General features: G+C 71.5%; 11 protein-coding genes. All 11 read right to left on the reverse strand.

Annotated features, from left to right (window positions below; genetic code table 11):
- Positions 1-19: 19 nt before the first annotated feature.
- The 11 genes from ACIBVQ_RS04215 to ACIBVQ_RS04265 all read right to left on the reverse strand — a co-directional run bounded on the left by ACIBVQ_RS04215 (position 20) and on the right by ACIBVQ_RS04265 (position 14374).
- A complete protein-coding gene (locus tag ACIBVQ_RS04215; RefSeq protein WP_352009467.1) occupies positions 20-616 on the reverse strand; it encodes a CBS domain-containing protein in 597 nt (198 codons plus the stop codon).
- Positions 617-847: 231 nt separating this feature from the next.
- The gene (locus ACIBVQ_RS04220; protein WP_362916842.1) at positions 848-2338 is read right to left on the reverse strand and encodes an alpha/beta fold hydrolase; all 1491 of its coding nucleotides are present in this window, start codon (positions 2336-2338) and stop codon (positions 848-850) included.
- 261 nt (positions 2339-2599) lie between these two features.
- Positions 2600-3658 (reverse strand): tellurite resistance/C4-dicarboxylate transporter family protein, encoded by a 1059-nt coding sequence (locus tag ACIBVQ_RS04225; RefSeq protein WP_399175489.1) that lies wholly within the window; start codon positions 3656-3658, stop codon positions 2600-2602.
- A gap of 1 nt (position 3659) precedes the next feature.
- Positions 3660-4412 (reverse strand): respiratory nitrate reductase subunit gamma, encoded by a 753-nt coding sequence (gene narI, locus ACIBVQ_RS04230; RefSeq protein WP_399175491.1) that lies wholly within the window; start codon positions 4410-4412, stop codon positions 3660-3662.
- Positions 4409-5038, reverse strand: coding sequence for a nitrate reductase molybdenum cofactor assembly chaperone (gene narJ, locus ACIBVQ_RS04235; protein WP_362916836.1), 630 nt, complete (start codon positions 5036-5038; stop codon positions 4409-4411). Before narJ ends, narI begins: the two co-directional genes overlap by 4 nt.
- Positions 5035-6678, reverse strand: a complete 1644-nt coding sequence (gene narH, locus ACIBVQ_RS04240; protein ID WP_386189881.1) for a nitrate reductase subunit beta — start codon at positions 6676-6678, stop codon at positions 5035-5037. The genes narJ and narH overlap by 4 nt, the downstream gene beginning before the upstream one ends.
- The gene (locus ACIBVQ_RS04245) at positions 6678-10373 is read right to left on the reverse strand and encodes a nitrate reductase subunit alpha (RefSeq protein ID WP_399175494.1); all 3696 of its coding nucleotides are present in this window, start codon (positions 10371-10373) and stop codon (positions 6678-6680) included. The genes narH and ACIBVQ_RS04245 overlap by 1 nt, the downstream gene beginning before the upstream one ends.
- A 301-nt stretch (positions 10374-10674) precedes the next feature.
- Positions 10675-11190, reverse strand: a complete 516-nt coding sequence (locus ACIBVQ_RS04250) for a lytic polysaccharide monooxygenase auxiliary activity family 9 protein (RefSeq protein WP_352009196.1) — start codon at positions 11188-11190, stop codon at positions 10675-10677.
- 247 nt (positions 11191-11437) lie between these two features.
- Complete coding sequence (locus tag ACIBVQ_RS04255; protein WP_352009197.1) at positions 11438-12907, reverse strand: SulP family inorganic anion transporter; 1470 nt, start codon at positions 12905-12907, stop codon at positions 11438-11440.
- An 11-nt stretch (positions 12908-12918) separates the two neighbouring features.
- Positions 12919-13503, reverse strand: coding sequence for a carbonic anhydrase (locus ACIBVQ_RS04260; RefSeq protein ID WP_362916828.1), 585 nt, complete (start codon positions 13501-13503; stop codon positions 12919-12921).
- A 397-nt stretch (positions 13504-13900) separates the two neighbouring features.
- On the reverse strand, positions 13901-14374 hold the full coding sequence (locus ACIBVQ_RS04265; protein ID WP_399175496.1) for a hypothetical protein: 474 nt from the start codon (positions 14372-14374) through the stop codon (positions 13901-13903).
- Positions 14375-14633 lie beyond the last annotated feature (259 nt).

Below are 14633 nucleotides of genomic sequence, written 5' to 3' on the forward strand. Positions count from 1 at the left end.
CAGGGCCGAAAGACCCGAATCAGCCCAGGTGCCTGACCCTGACCACCCCGGGGACCGTACGGGCGAGCAGGTCGGCGATGTCGTCCACGCTCGCGGCGTGACGGCCGCGCAGCTCGACCATCCCGTCACGCACCACGACCTCCCAGGACGGTCCCGCGGGGTAGCGCTCACGCAGCGCGGCCAGCACGTCGGCGCGGATGTCCTCGTCGGGACGGGCCAGCAGGGCAAGCAGGTCACGGCGGCTGAGCATGCCGACCACCCGATCCCCCCTGGTCACCGGCAGGCTCTTGACCCGCCTGCAGATCATCAGGTCGATCGCCGCGGTGACGTCGGTCGTCTCCGTCACGGTCGTGACCTCGGAGGTCATGACGTCGGCGACCGTGTACGGCGCGGGCGCCGAGTGCCCGAGCACGATCCTGGCGCTGGAGCGGGGGTCGCGCTCGAACTCACCGCGCAGCAGGTCCATCTCGCTGACGACCCCCGCCAGGCGGCCGTCGCCGTCCAGCACGGGCGCCGCGGTGACGTCGTGCCCGTACAGGACGCGCACCGCCCGCCGTACCGGATCGGAGGGGCCGACCGTGACCACGTCCGTGGTCATCACCTCCCGGACCAGCATGGTCGTCACCCGCCTCTCGTCACTCCCGCGGTCATGTGTCCTCACCGCCATCCCAGCCCGGAACGCCGGCGGGACGGTAGAGGCGGAGGTCCTCACCTGGGCTTCCGCCAGGGGCGCCGGGAGGGAAGCCCTGCCGGAGCGAACCCGCCCACCGGGGGCGGGCACCCGGCCCGGCCGCGGGAGGAGGAACCACGGAGCCCGAACGCCGGACCCTCCTCCCGCGGCCCGCTCCTACCGTCGTCCGCCGTCGTCCGTCGCCGGGCAGCGCAGGCCCCGCGACGGCACGGTCAGTGAGATCAGGTAGTCGTCCATCGCCTTCGTGGTGCACTCGGTCATGCCGTAGACGCCGTGTCCCCAGCCCTCGTAGGTGAGCAGCACGGCCCTGGGGCCGAGCTGGCGGGCCGCGTTGGCCGACCACGTGTACGGAGTGTCGGGGTCGTGCAGGGAGTTGGCGAGCAGCAGCGGCGCGGTGCCCGTGTACCGGAGCCGGTGCTGCGGGTTGTTGACGGGATGGCCCTGGCAGATGGGCATGTCCCCCATCGGCATCGGGTTGTAGCGCATGTCGGGGGCCAGGCGGTTGGCGCCGCGCAGCAGCCGCTCGTACTCGGCGTAGCTCCGCACCGACAGGTCGTGGTCCTCACAGAGGATCGCGGTCGGCAGTTCGGCGAGTTCCCCGCCCACGGGCCCGTTGCCGGGCGGGGGCGGCAGGTCGGACGGCACGGGGCCGCCGTCCAGGGCGAGGATCACCTGGGCCAGCGACTGCCAGGCGGGTCCCTCGTTGAGCACCACACCGAGCCAGAGGAGGTTGTGGGCGCTCAGCGGGCGGTCGGTGACGCCGGGGTAGTAGAGCTCCCCGCGCTGGGCCTTGGCGATCAGCCCCTGCCACACCTGCCGGACGTCGCGTCCGTTCAGCGCGCAGGAGGCGTCCCGGTCGCACCAGGCGACGAACTCGTCGAAGGCGTCCTCGACGCCGGCCGCCTCGGTCTCCTGGAACGCCCTGACACCGAGACTGTGGTCCATGTTGCTGTCCAGCACCATGGCCCGGACCCGCCGCGGGAAGAGCTCGGCGTACATCTGCTGGGCGAGCGTGCCGTAGGAGACCCCGTAGGAGGTGAGCTTGCTCTCCCCGAGGGCGGCGCGGATGGCGTCCATGTCGCGCGCCACGTTGACCGAGTCGACGTGGTCGTACACGGGGCCGGTGCGCTGCCTGCAGTCCGCGCGCAGCGTCCTGTTGTAGGCGATCCACCTGTCGTAGTCGGCCTGGCTCTTCATGATCGGGTCCGGCATCCGGTTGTACACCGACGCCGAGCAGACCACCGCGTTGCTGCGGGCGACGCCCCGGGGGTCGTAGCCGACGACGTCGAAGCGCCGACGGATCTCCTCGCTGAAGCTGGGGGCGCGCAGGACGTCGTTCACGCCCGATCCGCCGGGTCCGCCGGGGTTGGTCAGGAGGGAGCCGATCCTGGCCGAGGGGTCGGTGGCCCTGCGCCGGGCGAGGGCCAGGTCGAGTGTGTCCCCGTACGGTTTCGACCAGTCGACCGGGACGGTCAGCGTGCCGCACTCGATGGCCGGGTCCTCCTCGCACGGACCCCAGGTGATGCCGTTCCCTCCGGTGGTGTCGGCCGCCTCGGCCGTCGTGAGGGGGCACAGGGCCGTCATGGCGGGGCACAGGGCCGCCACCGCCACGAGGACGACGGCGAGTTTGGAGAGTCCTCTCCGCAACGTTGCTCCAATCGTCGATTGGCAGATCAAGCCGTTCGTGCGGCGGGGGATCGGTCCTGGCCGTGCCGCGCGTGGCCGCATCGGAGGCTCACCGGATGCCGGCCCCCGGACCGTGGGGGCGATCCCGGGCCGCAGCGGGGCCGCTGACATCTGTCTCGTGTTGATCTTCTGGCATGCTACCGACCATTACCGCCATGTGCGATAAATCGCATTTGAAGCTGATATATCGCCACAATGGGTGGTCGTCGGGTGGCGCTCAGGTCAACCGGGGGAACGGGTGAGCGAGCGGGCGGCGCGGGCCAGGTGGACCGCCATCGCGCAGAACGTGAGAACCCAGGCCGCCAGCCCGAACCACACCTCGACGTCGCCGAAGGCCGTCACCAGGCCGAGACCGGTCGCCTCGCCCAGACCGTGGGAGGCGGCGGCGTAGGTGCCCAGCGGGAAGACCAGGCTCCACATCCCGGGCCCGTAGCGCAACGGGACGCCGCGCCGTACGTGCCGCCACCAGCCCGCCAGGAGCAGGGCGAAGAAGACCCAGGTCGCGAACCCCCAGAAGACCACGCCCACGTGCAGGGCGAAGTCACGGACCACCTCGGCGGCGGGCGCCTCCCGCATGCCCGCGATCTTCGCCGCCGCGACGACGCTGATCGCGTTGGCGCCCATCGCGACCCAGTAGGGCGGGTTCAGCTCGTCGGCGTCCATCTCGAACAGCATCAGCCGGAAGCACACGACGACGCCGACCAGCAGATAGAGCCACATGGAGATCGACCAGACCGCCACGGCGAACAGCGCCAGGGCGTCGCGGGGACCGGCCCCGGCGCGTTCGAGCGTCGCGGCGAGGATCGCGACGGACTGCCCGCCGACGACCCAGACGAACCAGGTCCCGTTGGCCCGCGCCAGGGCCTTGACGCTCTCGTGCCGCAGCACGCTCGCCCAGGGAACGAGGTAGGCCAGGACGAGCCAGCTGAGCGCGCCGACGACGAGGAACACCGTCGCGACCCCGAGACGGCCGTCCATGGCGATCCGGGTGCCGAGCAGGTCGGTCGCGGCGACGAAGGTGAAGAAACCGAAGGCCTTCGCCGGGTCGCCCAGGTCGCGGGCCGTCTCCGCCCGGCAGCCGAGCAGCCGCCACCCGGACAGGACCAGCAGCACGGCGTAGCCCGCGATCCCCACCCAGAGCAGGACGGCAGAGGGCACCTTCAGGCCCATGGCGCGCGTGTCGACCGAGATGATGCCCGTCGCCATCACCATGGCGAAGCAGGCGGGCTCCAGATTCCGCACCGCGGCCCGCCGTACGTCCCCCGGGGACGGCAGGCGCATCTCAGGCGGGTCCGCCGATCCTGCGCCATCTGCGGCCCGCCGTACCGGGCTCGGGTGGCAGGATGACCCCGCGGCTGCGGTAGACCACGAACGGCCGCCACAGGTACCACAGCGGGAAGCTCCAGGCGTGGACCAGGCGGCTGAACGGCCAGACCGCCCACAGGACCCAGGCGGCCGTCGCGTGCAGCCGGTAGACCGCGGGCGCGTTCGCCACGGCGGCGACGTCGGGCGAGCCGGTGAACAGGCCGCGGAACCACGGGGCCACGGTGAGCCGGTAGTTGTATCCCGGCCCCAGCAGGTTCCACCAGATGGTGGGCACGACCCCGGTGATCACGATGACCAGCAGCAGCACCAGGGCGACGTAGTCGATCTTCGCCGTCGTGGCCCTGACCCGCCGGACGAGCATCCTGCGGCCGGCGAGGATCACGATGCCGACCACCACCACGACCGCGGCCAGCCCGCCGCCGACGGCGGAGAACCACCGGTAGACCTCCTCGGGAATCCCGAGGGCGTGGGTGAAGGAGGCCGGGACGAGAATGCCCATGACGTGCCCGAGGATCGCGGCGAACGCCCCGTAGTGGAACAGCGGCGCCCCCCATTTGAGCAGCCGGCGTTCGAGGAGCTCGGTCGAGTAGCAGTCCCAGCCGAACCTGTCGTAGCGCCACCGCCACACGTGACCGACCACGAAGACGGTCATCGCGACGTAGGGCAGCACGACCCACCAGAACACGTCCAGGGCACCGGCGCCGTTCATCGTGCCTCCTGTCCGCCGGTCAGGCCGGAGAGGTACTCCGGGGGCGCGAACGGTTCGAGCCCGACCTCCTCACTGGGCGGGCCGCTCTCCCACAGCGCCCGCACCGCCCTCAGCTCCGCGCGCCGCAGCCCGGGAAGCAGTGCGCAGACCGCCTCGACGACATGCGTGTACGGCGTGCCCGCCGCCTCAAGCGACCGCCTGAGCAGGTCGAGGTCGGCACGGCGGCGGCGCAGCAGCGCCATCCCCTCCGGGTGGAGGGCGGCGAACTCAAGCACGAGCGGCAGGAAGTCGGGCAGCTCCTCCTCGCAGGGCAGCAGCCCCGCCCGCCGGTAGGCGGCCTTGTAGGCGAGCATCGCCATCCCGCGCCCGCGCGTGTCGCCGTGCCGGTGGTAACTCAGGTAGAGGGCGCAGCGGTGACGCAGGTCGAAGGTCTCCACGTAGTGCCCGACCACCTCACCGGGCGGTTCGGCCCGCAGCCAGGCCAGGAAGGCGGCGAACCCCGCCCGCGCGGCCCTGGGCGTGGCACGGGCGGCCTCGTCGAGCCGGTCGGCCCCCTCGAACAGGGCCGGTCGAGGGTACTGCAGCAGCACCGAGGCCAGCTTGCACGCCGTCTCGGCCGCGTTCACGTCGCCTCCCCCTGAGCCTCGGGGAACTGAGCTTCGGGGAACTGGGCCCCGGGGAACAGCCGCGACGGGTCGCCGGTGCCGTCCCAGCCGAGCAGGTTGGCGTGCAGCCGCCCGTCCTGCCCGCGGAAGACGGGCGCCTCCCCGGCCGGGGCGGAAGGCGGTCCGTGACCGCCCATGCCGGGCCCGCCCTCACCGTCGAGGCTGCAGAACAGCTCCTGGTGCTGGGCGCTCAGCGCCCCGGCCTCCTCGGCGTGGACCTGCGGGATGACGTAGCGGTCCTCGTACTTGGCGATCGCCAGCAGCCGGTACAGGTCGTCCACGTCGTCGGGGGTCATGCCGACCGAGTGCGGCACCTCCTCCCCGGGGTCCCTGCCGAGCTGTACGGCCCGCATGACCGCCCTGACCGCGGCGAGCCTGCGCAGCACCAGGCGCACGGTCTCCGTCCTGCCCGCGGTGAAGAGGTTGGCCAGATACTCGACGGGCACCCGCAGCGCGTCGATGGCGGCGAAGACCCGGTCGGGGTCGGCCGGGTCGTAGCCCTCGGCGTGCGCGACGTCGGCGACCGGCGACAACGGCGGGATGTACCAGACCATGGGCAGCGTGCGGAACTCGGGATGCAGCGGCAGCGCCACCCGGTGCCGTACGGCCAGCGCGTGCACCGGGGAACGCAGGGCCGCCTCGATCCAGTCGTCCGGGATGCCGCAGCGCGCGGCCTCCGCCCTGACGTGCGGGTCACCCGGGTCGAGGAACACCGACAGCTGCGCCTCGTAGAGGTCCTGCGGGTCCGGCGTCGAGGCGGCGGCGAGCACCGCGTCGGCGTCGTAGAGCAGCAGCCCGAGATAGCGCAGCCGTCCCACGCACGTCTCCGAGCAGATCGTGGGCTGGCCCGACTCGATCCTGGGGAAGCAGAACGTGCACTTCTCGGCCTTGCCGGTCCTGTAGTTGAAGTACACCTTCTTGTACGGGCAGCCGGAGACGCAGAAGCGCCAGCCCCGGCACCGGTTCTGGTCGACCAGGACGATGCCGTCCTCCTGCCGCTTGTACATCGCCCCCGACGGGCACGAGGCCACGCACGAGGGGTTCAGGCAGTGCTCGCAGATGCGCGGCAGGTAGAACATGAAGACCTGCTCGAACTCCATCCGCACCCGCTCCTGGAGCCCTTCGAGGTCGGGGTCGCCCGGGGCGTGCTCGGGCGCGCCCGCCAGGTCGTCGTCGAAGTTGCTGCCCCACCGGATGCGCATGTCCTCACCGGTGAGGGTGGAGACGGAGTGCGCGCTGGGGTTGACCGTGCCCAGCGGCGCGTCGATGACGGTGCGGTAGTCGTAGGTCCACGGCTCGCCGTAGTCGTCGATCGTGGGCAGGTCGGGGTTGTAGAACATCTCCAGCAGGCGGCGCAGCCTGCCGCCCGCCCTGAGGGTGAGCCGCCCCTTTCCGTCCAGTTTCCAGCCGCCCCGCCACTGCCGCTGGTCCTCGTACCGCCTGGGGTAGCCGACCCCCGGCTTGGTCTCGACGTTGTTGAAGTAGACGTACTCCAGGCCCGGCCGGTTGGTCCAGACCTGCTTGCAGGTGACCGAGCAGGTGTGACAGCCGATGCACTTGTCGAGGTTCATCACCATCGCGACCTGCGCCATGACGCGCATCAGAACCGCACCTCCTGTGACCGCCTGCGGATGACGACGAACTCGTCCCGCTGGAACCCCGACGGGCCGTAGTAGTTGAAGGCGAACGTGAGCTGGCCGTACCCGCCGATCATGTGGGTGGGTTTGACGATCACCCTGGTCAGCGAGTTGTCCGCGCCTCCGGGCCAGCCGGAGATCTCCGAGTGGGGGGTCATCAGGTTGCGGTCCTTGGCGTGGTACATGAAGACCGTCCCCTCCGGCATCCGGTGGGTGACCACGGCACGGCAGGCGACCACGCCGTTGCGGTTGTAGGCCTCGATCCAGTCGTTGTCGGCGACCCCGATCCGCTCGGCGTCCTGACGGCTCATCCAGACGACCGGGCCGCCGCGGAACAGCCGCAGCATGTGCAGGTTGTCCTGGTACTCGGAGTGGATCGACCACTTGGAGTGCGGGGTGAGGTAGCGCACCGTCACCTCGGGGCGGCCGTCCTCGCCCAGCCCCTGGGAGCCGAACAGCCGGGCGTAGTTGAGCGGCGGACGGTAGTTCGGCAGCATCTCGCCGTACTCGGCGAGCCAGTCGTGGTCGAGGAGGAAGTGCATGCGCCCGGTCAGCGTGTGCCATGGTTTGCGGCGCTCGACGTTCATCGTGAACGGCGAGTAGCGCCGCCCGCCGTTCTCCAGGCCGGACCACTCGGGGGAGGCGAACACGGTCCTGGGCTGGACCTGGGTGTCGGTGAAGCTGATCCGCCGTCCCGCGTTCTCCTCGGCCAGGTCGGCGAAGCTCACCCCGGTGCGCTCGCCCAGCGCCCGCCACCCCTGGACGCCGACCTGCCCGTTGGTGCTGCAGGAGAGCGCCATGATGGCCTCGGCCATGTTCACGTCGCGTGCCAGCGAGGGGCGGCCGTCGCCGGGTCCGCCGCGCACCAGGCCGTTGTCGCGCCCGAGCTGACCGACGGCGGCAGAGGGCACCCAGGAGATGCCCTTGCACGCGGTGCCGAGGGTGTCGACGAGCGGGCCGAGCGCCGCCATCTTGCCGGCCACGGCGCCGTAGTCCCGTTCGATCGTGACCAGCTTCGGCATCGTCACACCCGGTACGGGCTCGCACTGCCCCGCCTTCCAGTCGAGCACCCTGCCGCCCGGCTGGGCCAGCTCGTCCGGGGTGTCGTGGGCCAGCGGAGAGGCCACCACGTCGGTGCGGGTGCCCAGGTGCACGGCACCGAGCCGGGACACCTCCTCGGCGATCGTCATGAACGCCTCGAAGTCGCTGCGCGCCTCCCAGGGCGGGGCGATGGCCGGGTTGAAGGAGTGGATGAACGGATGCATGTCCGTGGTGGACAGGTCGTACTTCTCGTACCAGGTCGCCGCGGGCAGCACCACGTCCGAGTAGGTGCAGGTGCCGGTCATCCGGAAGTCGATCGTGACGAGCAGGTCGAGCTTGCCGCGCGGTGCCTCCGCGCGCCAGGTCACCTCCGCGGGCCGTACGGCGGGCGGTGACTCCTCGGCCCTGACCGCGTCGACGGTGCCGAGCAGGTGCCGCATGAAGTACTCCATGCCCTTGCCCGAGGAGCCGAACAGGTTGGCCCGCCAGGCGATCAGGACACGCGGGAAGTTGCGCGGGTCGTCGGGGTCCTCGGCGGCGAAGCGCAGCCGTCCCGCCCTCAGCTCCGCCACGACGTGGTCGGCGACGGGCCGTCCCGCCCGCGCGGCCTCGTCGGCGAGGTCGAGCGGGTTGCGGTCGAAGGCGGGGGCCGCGGAGGTCCAGCCGAGCCGCTGGGCCTGCACGACGCAGTCGGCGAAGGAGCGGCCCTCGAACAGCCCGGGCCCGAGCGGGCTGGACAGCTCTCCCGCGCCGAACAGCTCGTAGCGCCACTGGTCGGTGTGCAGGTACCAGTACGGCGTCGCGGCCGTCTGCCGGGCGGGCCGCTGCCAGTCGAGCGCGAAGGCGAGCTGCGACCAGCCGGTGAGCGGGCGGATCTTCTCCTGCCCGACGTAGTGGGCCCAGCCGCCGCCGTTGACCCCCTGGCAGCCGCACAGCATGATCAGCGTGAGGAAGGCCCGGTAGGTCTGGTCGGAGTTGCACCACTGGTTGGTGCCGCCGCCCATGCAGATCATCGACCGGCCCCGGGAGACCTCCGCGTTGCGGGCGAACTCCCTGGCCACCCGGGTCGCCGCGGCGGCGGGCACCGAGGTGATCGCCTCCTGCCAGGCGGGGGTGAACGGCTCGGGGTCGTCGTAGCCCGCGGGCCACCGACCGGGCAGGCCGTCGCGCCGTACGGCGTAGTGCGCCATCACCAGGTCGAAGACCGTCGTGACCAGGTGGCCGCCGACCCGCGTCACCGGGACTCCCCGGCGCACGCTCGTGCCGCCCTCGGTCGCCCCGGTGTCGAAGCGGGGCAGGTCGACGGCGAGCGCGTCGGTGTGCCTGCCGTACAGGGTCAGCAGGGGGTCGACCCCGTCCAGGCCGAGGTTCCAGCGGCCCTTTCCCTCCTCGCCGAAGCGGAAGCCGAGCGAGCCGTTGGGCACCTTCGGCGCGCCGTCCGCCGCGTCGAGCAGCACCTGCTTGTGCGCGGCGCCCTCACCGGTCTCGCCGATGTCGGCGGCGGTCAGGAAACGGCCGGGCACGTGGGCGTCACCGCGTTCGGTCAGCGTCACCAGCAGCGGCAGGTCGGTGTAGGACTTGACGTAGTCGGTGAAGTAGGGCACCTGGCGGTCGCGGAAGAACTCCGAGAGCACGACGTGCCCCATGGCCATGGCCAGCGCGCCGTCGGTGCCGGGACGGGCCGCCAGCCAGTCGTCGGCGAACTTGGTGTGGTCGGAGTAGTCGGGGGAGACCACGACGACCTTCTGCCCCCGGTACCGCGCCTCGGTCATGAAGTGCGCGTCCGGGGTGCGGGTGATGGGCAGGTTCGTCCCCCAGACCATCAGGTAGGAGGAGTTCCACCAGTCACCGGACTCGGGCACGTCCGTCTGGTCGCCGAAGACCTGCGGCGAGGCGATCGGCAGGTCGGCGTACCAGTCGTAGAACGACAGGATGGTGCCGCCGATCAGCGAGAGGAAGCGTGTCCCGGCCGTGTAGGACACCAGCGACATCCCCGGGATGGGGGAGAAGCCCGCCACCCGGTCGGGACCGTACTCCTTGATGGTGTGCACGTGGGCGGCGGCGATCAGCTCGCTCACCTCGGGCCAGGTCGAGCGGACGAACCCGCCCTTGCCCCGCGCCTGCTTGTACCGGGCGGCCCGTTCGGGGTCGCCGGTGATCTCCGCCCAGGCCAGGACCGGGTCGCCGAGCCGCTCGCGCTCCTGCCGCCACATCTCCAGCAGGGGCCCCCGCACGTACGGGTGGCGCACCCGGGAGGGGGAGTAGGTGTACCAGGAGAACGCCGCGCCCCTCGGGCAGCCGCGTGGCTCGTATTCGGGGGAGTCCGTCCCGGTCGAGGGGTAGTCGGTCTGCTGGGTCTCCCAGGTGATGATCCCGTCCTTGACGTAGACCTTCCAGGAGCACGATCCGGTGCAGTTCACCCCGTGGGTCGAACGCACCACCTTGTCGTGGCGCCAGCGCTCGCGGTAGAACTCCTCGGCGCCCCGGCCGTCGACGTGGTACAGGTCGTGCCCATCCCGCGAGGGCGTGCCCGTGGTGAAGAACTGCGCGGCGCGCAGCAGCGCCTCGGCGGGCTTGCCGCCGGGCGGTGGAGGCGGGGAAACCGCCGGTTCTGCCATAAGATCACCCCGATTTAATACGGTATGCCGGAAAGGCAATACCGCTTGATTCTTTGGGTGAAATATGGCGATTAAATTGCTTTAATGGATTTAAGGGGAGATGTTTGGCTTCGGGTTGCTGACCAGGGGAAACGCCGGTTTCCTGGAGGGTGGTTGGCCCTTCCGTGGCCGGTTCCCGCACTGCGGGTTTGCGTTTCCCGCCGGAAGAATTGGCGGCCTCGTTGGGGAGAAGCGGGTGTGGGGGCCGCGATCGGGGAAACGGGAGGGCGGGGCGCACGCCCTCCCGCGGGTCGGGTCCGGGCTAGCGGACCTGGACGTCGACGCAGTTGTAGAAGGCGTTCACGGTGTCGGCGACGTTCCAGACGGCCAGGATCTTGTGGCGGCCGCCGGGAAGCCCGCTGATGGTGTGCGAGATGTTCGACGGCGGCTGGGTGTTGCCCTGGTTGAAGGTCTTGAACAGGGCGCCGTCGACGTAGTACTGCCAGGTGCTGGTGCGGTGGGCGGCGGTCAGCCGCCACTGGAAGGTGACCGTGCTGGAGACGGCCGTCGCGGGCCAGCCCTTGCCCTCGTTGTCAAGGACACGCCATCCGCTGCCGCCGCTGCACAGCCTCGAGCCCTTGGGGGCCTCGACGCTCTGCGGCTCGTACTCGAGTCCGCCGCATCCGCTGACCCGCCTGCTGGCGCACATGTCCTGCCTGCTGGGCGGGGAGGTGATCCAGCCGTGGGCGCTGGCCGGGGCCGCGGTGGTGAGAACCACCGTCAGCGGTACGGCCAGCAACACGGACAGGGCGGTGATCAGGCGCTGCCTGATACTCATTGGGGCTCCTTTCAGCCGACGCGCCCGGGGGGTTGTGGCGCGCGCCGTCGGTGCCGTTGGGGGGTGTACGGCGTCACCGGGGGCGGTGACACCGTCGGCAGCATAACTCGATCCGTGCCTAACTGTTAAGATTCTTGTCAGTTAATTTTGCCTGTTGCTCACTTGCCGGACCCTTCCTGGCGGCCGGTTCCGGAACGGTGCCAGGCCCGTCGGCCCGGTGCCCGGCACCGTTTCGCGCACCGTCCTGTCAGGTGCCGGTCAGGACCGGGGGCACCGAGACCGCGGGGGTTCCCTCCCGGTTGTGCCCGGCGGCCCACGAGGTCAGCGCCGTACGGCAGGCGTGGTCCAGATGTCGCAACCCGGACAGTTCCAGCTCGATGTGCCGGTCACGAGGCAGCGCCTCCAGGGTGTCGAGCATCTTGGGCAGCCGCAGGAAGGTGGCGTTGCCGCTGAGCGTGACCCTGATCGGCCCGTCCGGAGTCTCCTCATCCACCTCCAGATGGATGTGCGAGGTCTCCCAGGCGGTCTTGACCACCGCCATGAGCAACCCGATCAGCACCCCCTCGAACAGGTTGAGGGCGACGACCGCGACCGCGGTGCACACCAGGACCACCGCCTCGCCCCGGTGCCGCCGCCACAGCGAGAGCAGCTGCGTGGTCGGGATGAGCTTCCAGCCGGTGTGCACCAGGACGCCCGCGAGCGCGGCCAGCGGGATGACCTCAAGCGCCGCGGGCAGCAGGGCGGCGAACAGCAGCAGCCACAGCCCGTGCAGCACGCGGGACACCTTGGTCCGCGCGCCCGCCCGCACGTTGGCCGAACTGCGCACGATCACCGCCGTCATCGGCAGCGCGCCGAGCGCCCCGCAGACGGCGTTGCCCACTCCCTGGGCCATCAGCTCCTTGTCGTAGTCGGTGCGGGGGCCGTCGTGCATACGGTCGACGGCCGCCGCACTGAACAGGCTCTCGGCGGAGGAGATCAGGGTGAACGCCACGACGGTGCCGAGGAAGCCGAGCTCGGCGAGCGGTGCCAGATCGTCGAGGCCGGGTGGCCTGATCGCGCCGAGCAGGCCGTTCACCTCAAGCCTGGCCACCGGCAGGCCGAGGAGCGCGACGGCGGCGGTGGCCAGCGCGACCGCGGCGAGCGGCGCGGGGACCATCCGGGCCCGCGCGGGCAGCCGCGGCCACAGCGCCAGCAGCACGACGGTGCCCGTGCCGACGGCGACGGCGGCCAGGACACCGGGTGAGGTGAGGGAGCTCGCGGCCAGCGCGGGCAGGCCCGCCAGCTTGCCGAGACCGGAGCCGGGGGCGGCGACGCCGGCCATCGCGTACAGCTGCCCGGCGATGATGGTCAGCCCGATCCCGGCGAGCATCCCCTCGACGACGGCGATGGAGATGGCACGGAACCAGCGGCCGAACCGCAGCGCCCCGAGCAGCAGTTGCAGGAGCCCGGCCGCCAGGACGAGCGTGCCGAGGGCGGGCAGGCCGTAGAGCCGGACGGCCTCGAAGACCAGGACGGTCAGGCCCGCGGCCGGGCCACTGACCTGCAGGCTGCTGCCGGGCAGCAGTCCGGTGACCAGGCCGCCGACGATGCCGGTGATCAGCCCGAGCTCGGCGGGCACACCCGAGGCGACGGCGACGCCGACGCACAGCGGCAGGGCGACGAGGAAGACGACGACGGAGGCGGCCACGTCGCCACGCAGGGTCGAGGTTCTCAGCATGGTGGTCACCGTCACAGGGGCAGGAACGTGTCGTGGCCGGGACGGTGGGCGAACACCATGCCCGTGTGCACCTCGTAGAACCAGCCGTGCAGCCGCATCCGGCCCTCCTCGATCCGCCGCCGCACGGCGGGGTAGGCGTGCAGCCGGTCCAGCTGGGCCAGGATGTGCTGCTTCGTCGCCGACCCGAGGTCGGTCCGCTCGTCGCCGAGGGAGTCGGCGGCGTGGGCCAGCCAGCCGCCCATGGCGGGGACGGCGGCCAGGTCGTCGCGGCGGACCACGGCGCCGACCGCGGCGCAGTGCGAGTGACCGCAGACCACGATGTCGCCGACACCGAGGGCCTCGATCGCGAACTCGATGGTGGCGGCCTCGCCGGAGGGGCGGTCGAGGTCGTAGCGGGGCACGATGCCGCCCGCGGTGCGCAGCTCGAACAGCTCACCGGGGCGCGCGCCGGTGATCAGGGACGGGACGACACGGGAGTCGGAGCAGGTGATGAAGAGCGCGAGCGGGGCCTGACCGGCGGCGTGCCGGTCGAGCCGCTCCCCGGCGACGGCGGCGCGGGCGGGGAAGGAACGGGCGTGCTCGATGAATGCGTGCATGCGAAAGCCCTTCGGACAGTCGTTGCTTCGGACACGTCGGTGAAGCGGAGGTGGTCGTGAGGACCGGGGAGCCGGGCGTGCCCGAGGGCACGCGGGACACGCGGACGTCCGGTGCTCGCGACCGGCGGCGCGGGCCCGTGGGCCGGCTCACTCGCCCGGCCTGGGGGAGGGCCGGGCTCGCTCCCGAGGCGCCTCCGGCCGGTCAGGCGCGGAGGGCGGCAGGGGAGGACGGGCGAGGGGCGGTTACCGCCTTCCTCGCAGGGGGGATTGAGCGGTGCGCGTCGCACCGCGGCGCCGTCTCACGCGGCCCCGGCTCGCGCCTCACACGTCCGCCCGTCCAGCGGGGCGGTGGCGGGGAAGGAGGCCGAAGCGGGCACCCGGGAGACGGCGGGCCCTGTCAGCAGCGGAACACCTGCAGCCGGGACTGTGAGGGAGCCGCGACGGCCGTTTCTCGCCGCCCGGCTCCGGGACGTGAGAGAGACCGCGTCGACGTCTCCGGAGAAGGGAGCGCCGTCGTCATGTGCTGACCCGGACCGCGCAGCGGGGACAGGCACTGCGGCCCGCCCGCCCATCGCGCGGGCGCCTGGTGGCGGCAGCCACGGGTGGGCAGGTCGGTGCCGCCGTGGTCGGGGTTCGGCTCGGCCTCCCGGCCCGGGCCTCTCGGAGTCGCCGAGACTCCCGGGGCGGAGGCGGAGGCGGCCCTGACGGTCCGCGCCGTGCCACCCGTGCCACCCGAGGTGAAGATCGTCATGAAGGCGGAGACGGCGCTCGGCGGCGCCGTCCTGCGGTCGCCGTCAGGAGCGACGACGACGTTCGTCAACAGGAAGGCGGTCACCACGGCCATGATCCAGGCCGGCACGTGACGCGCCACGACAAACCTCCATGACATTAGCGTTATCGCCGCTGAGACGACTTTCACCGCAAATGCTAATCGACAGAACGGGCCGTTCCCACGATTCATCGCAGGCATAATTCCGTGACCGGCTGGTTACGCTGGGCGTAACTATGAATGTCCGGGATGTGCGCGCAAAGCGGGATCGGGGTGGAGAAGTGAAGGGCTGTCCGGGATAAAAGACGAGGTCTGCTCATCTATGCGGCCTCTCCGGGGTTCGGGCCCCGCCGGGAGGGCG

The sequence above is a fragment of the Streptosporangium sp. NPDC049376 genome (assembly GCF_044466505.1).
In the GTDB taxonomy this organism is placed as follows: Bacteria; Actinomycetota; Actinomycetes; order Streptosporangiales; family Streptosporangiaceae; genus Streptosporangium.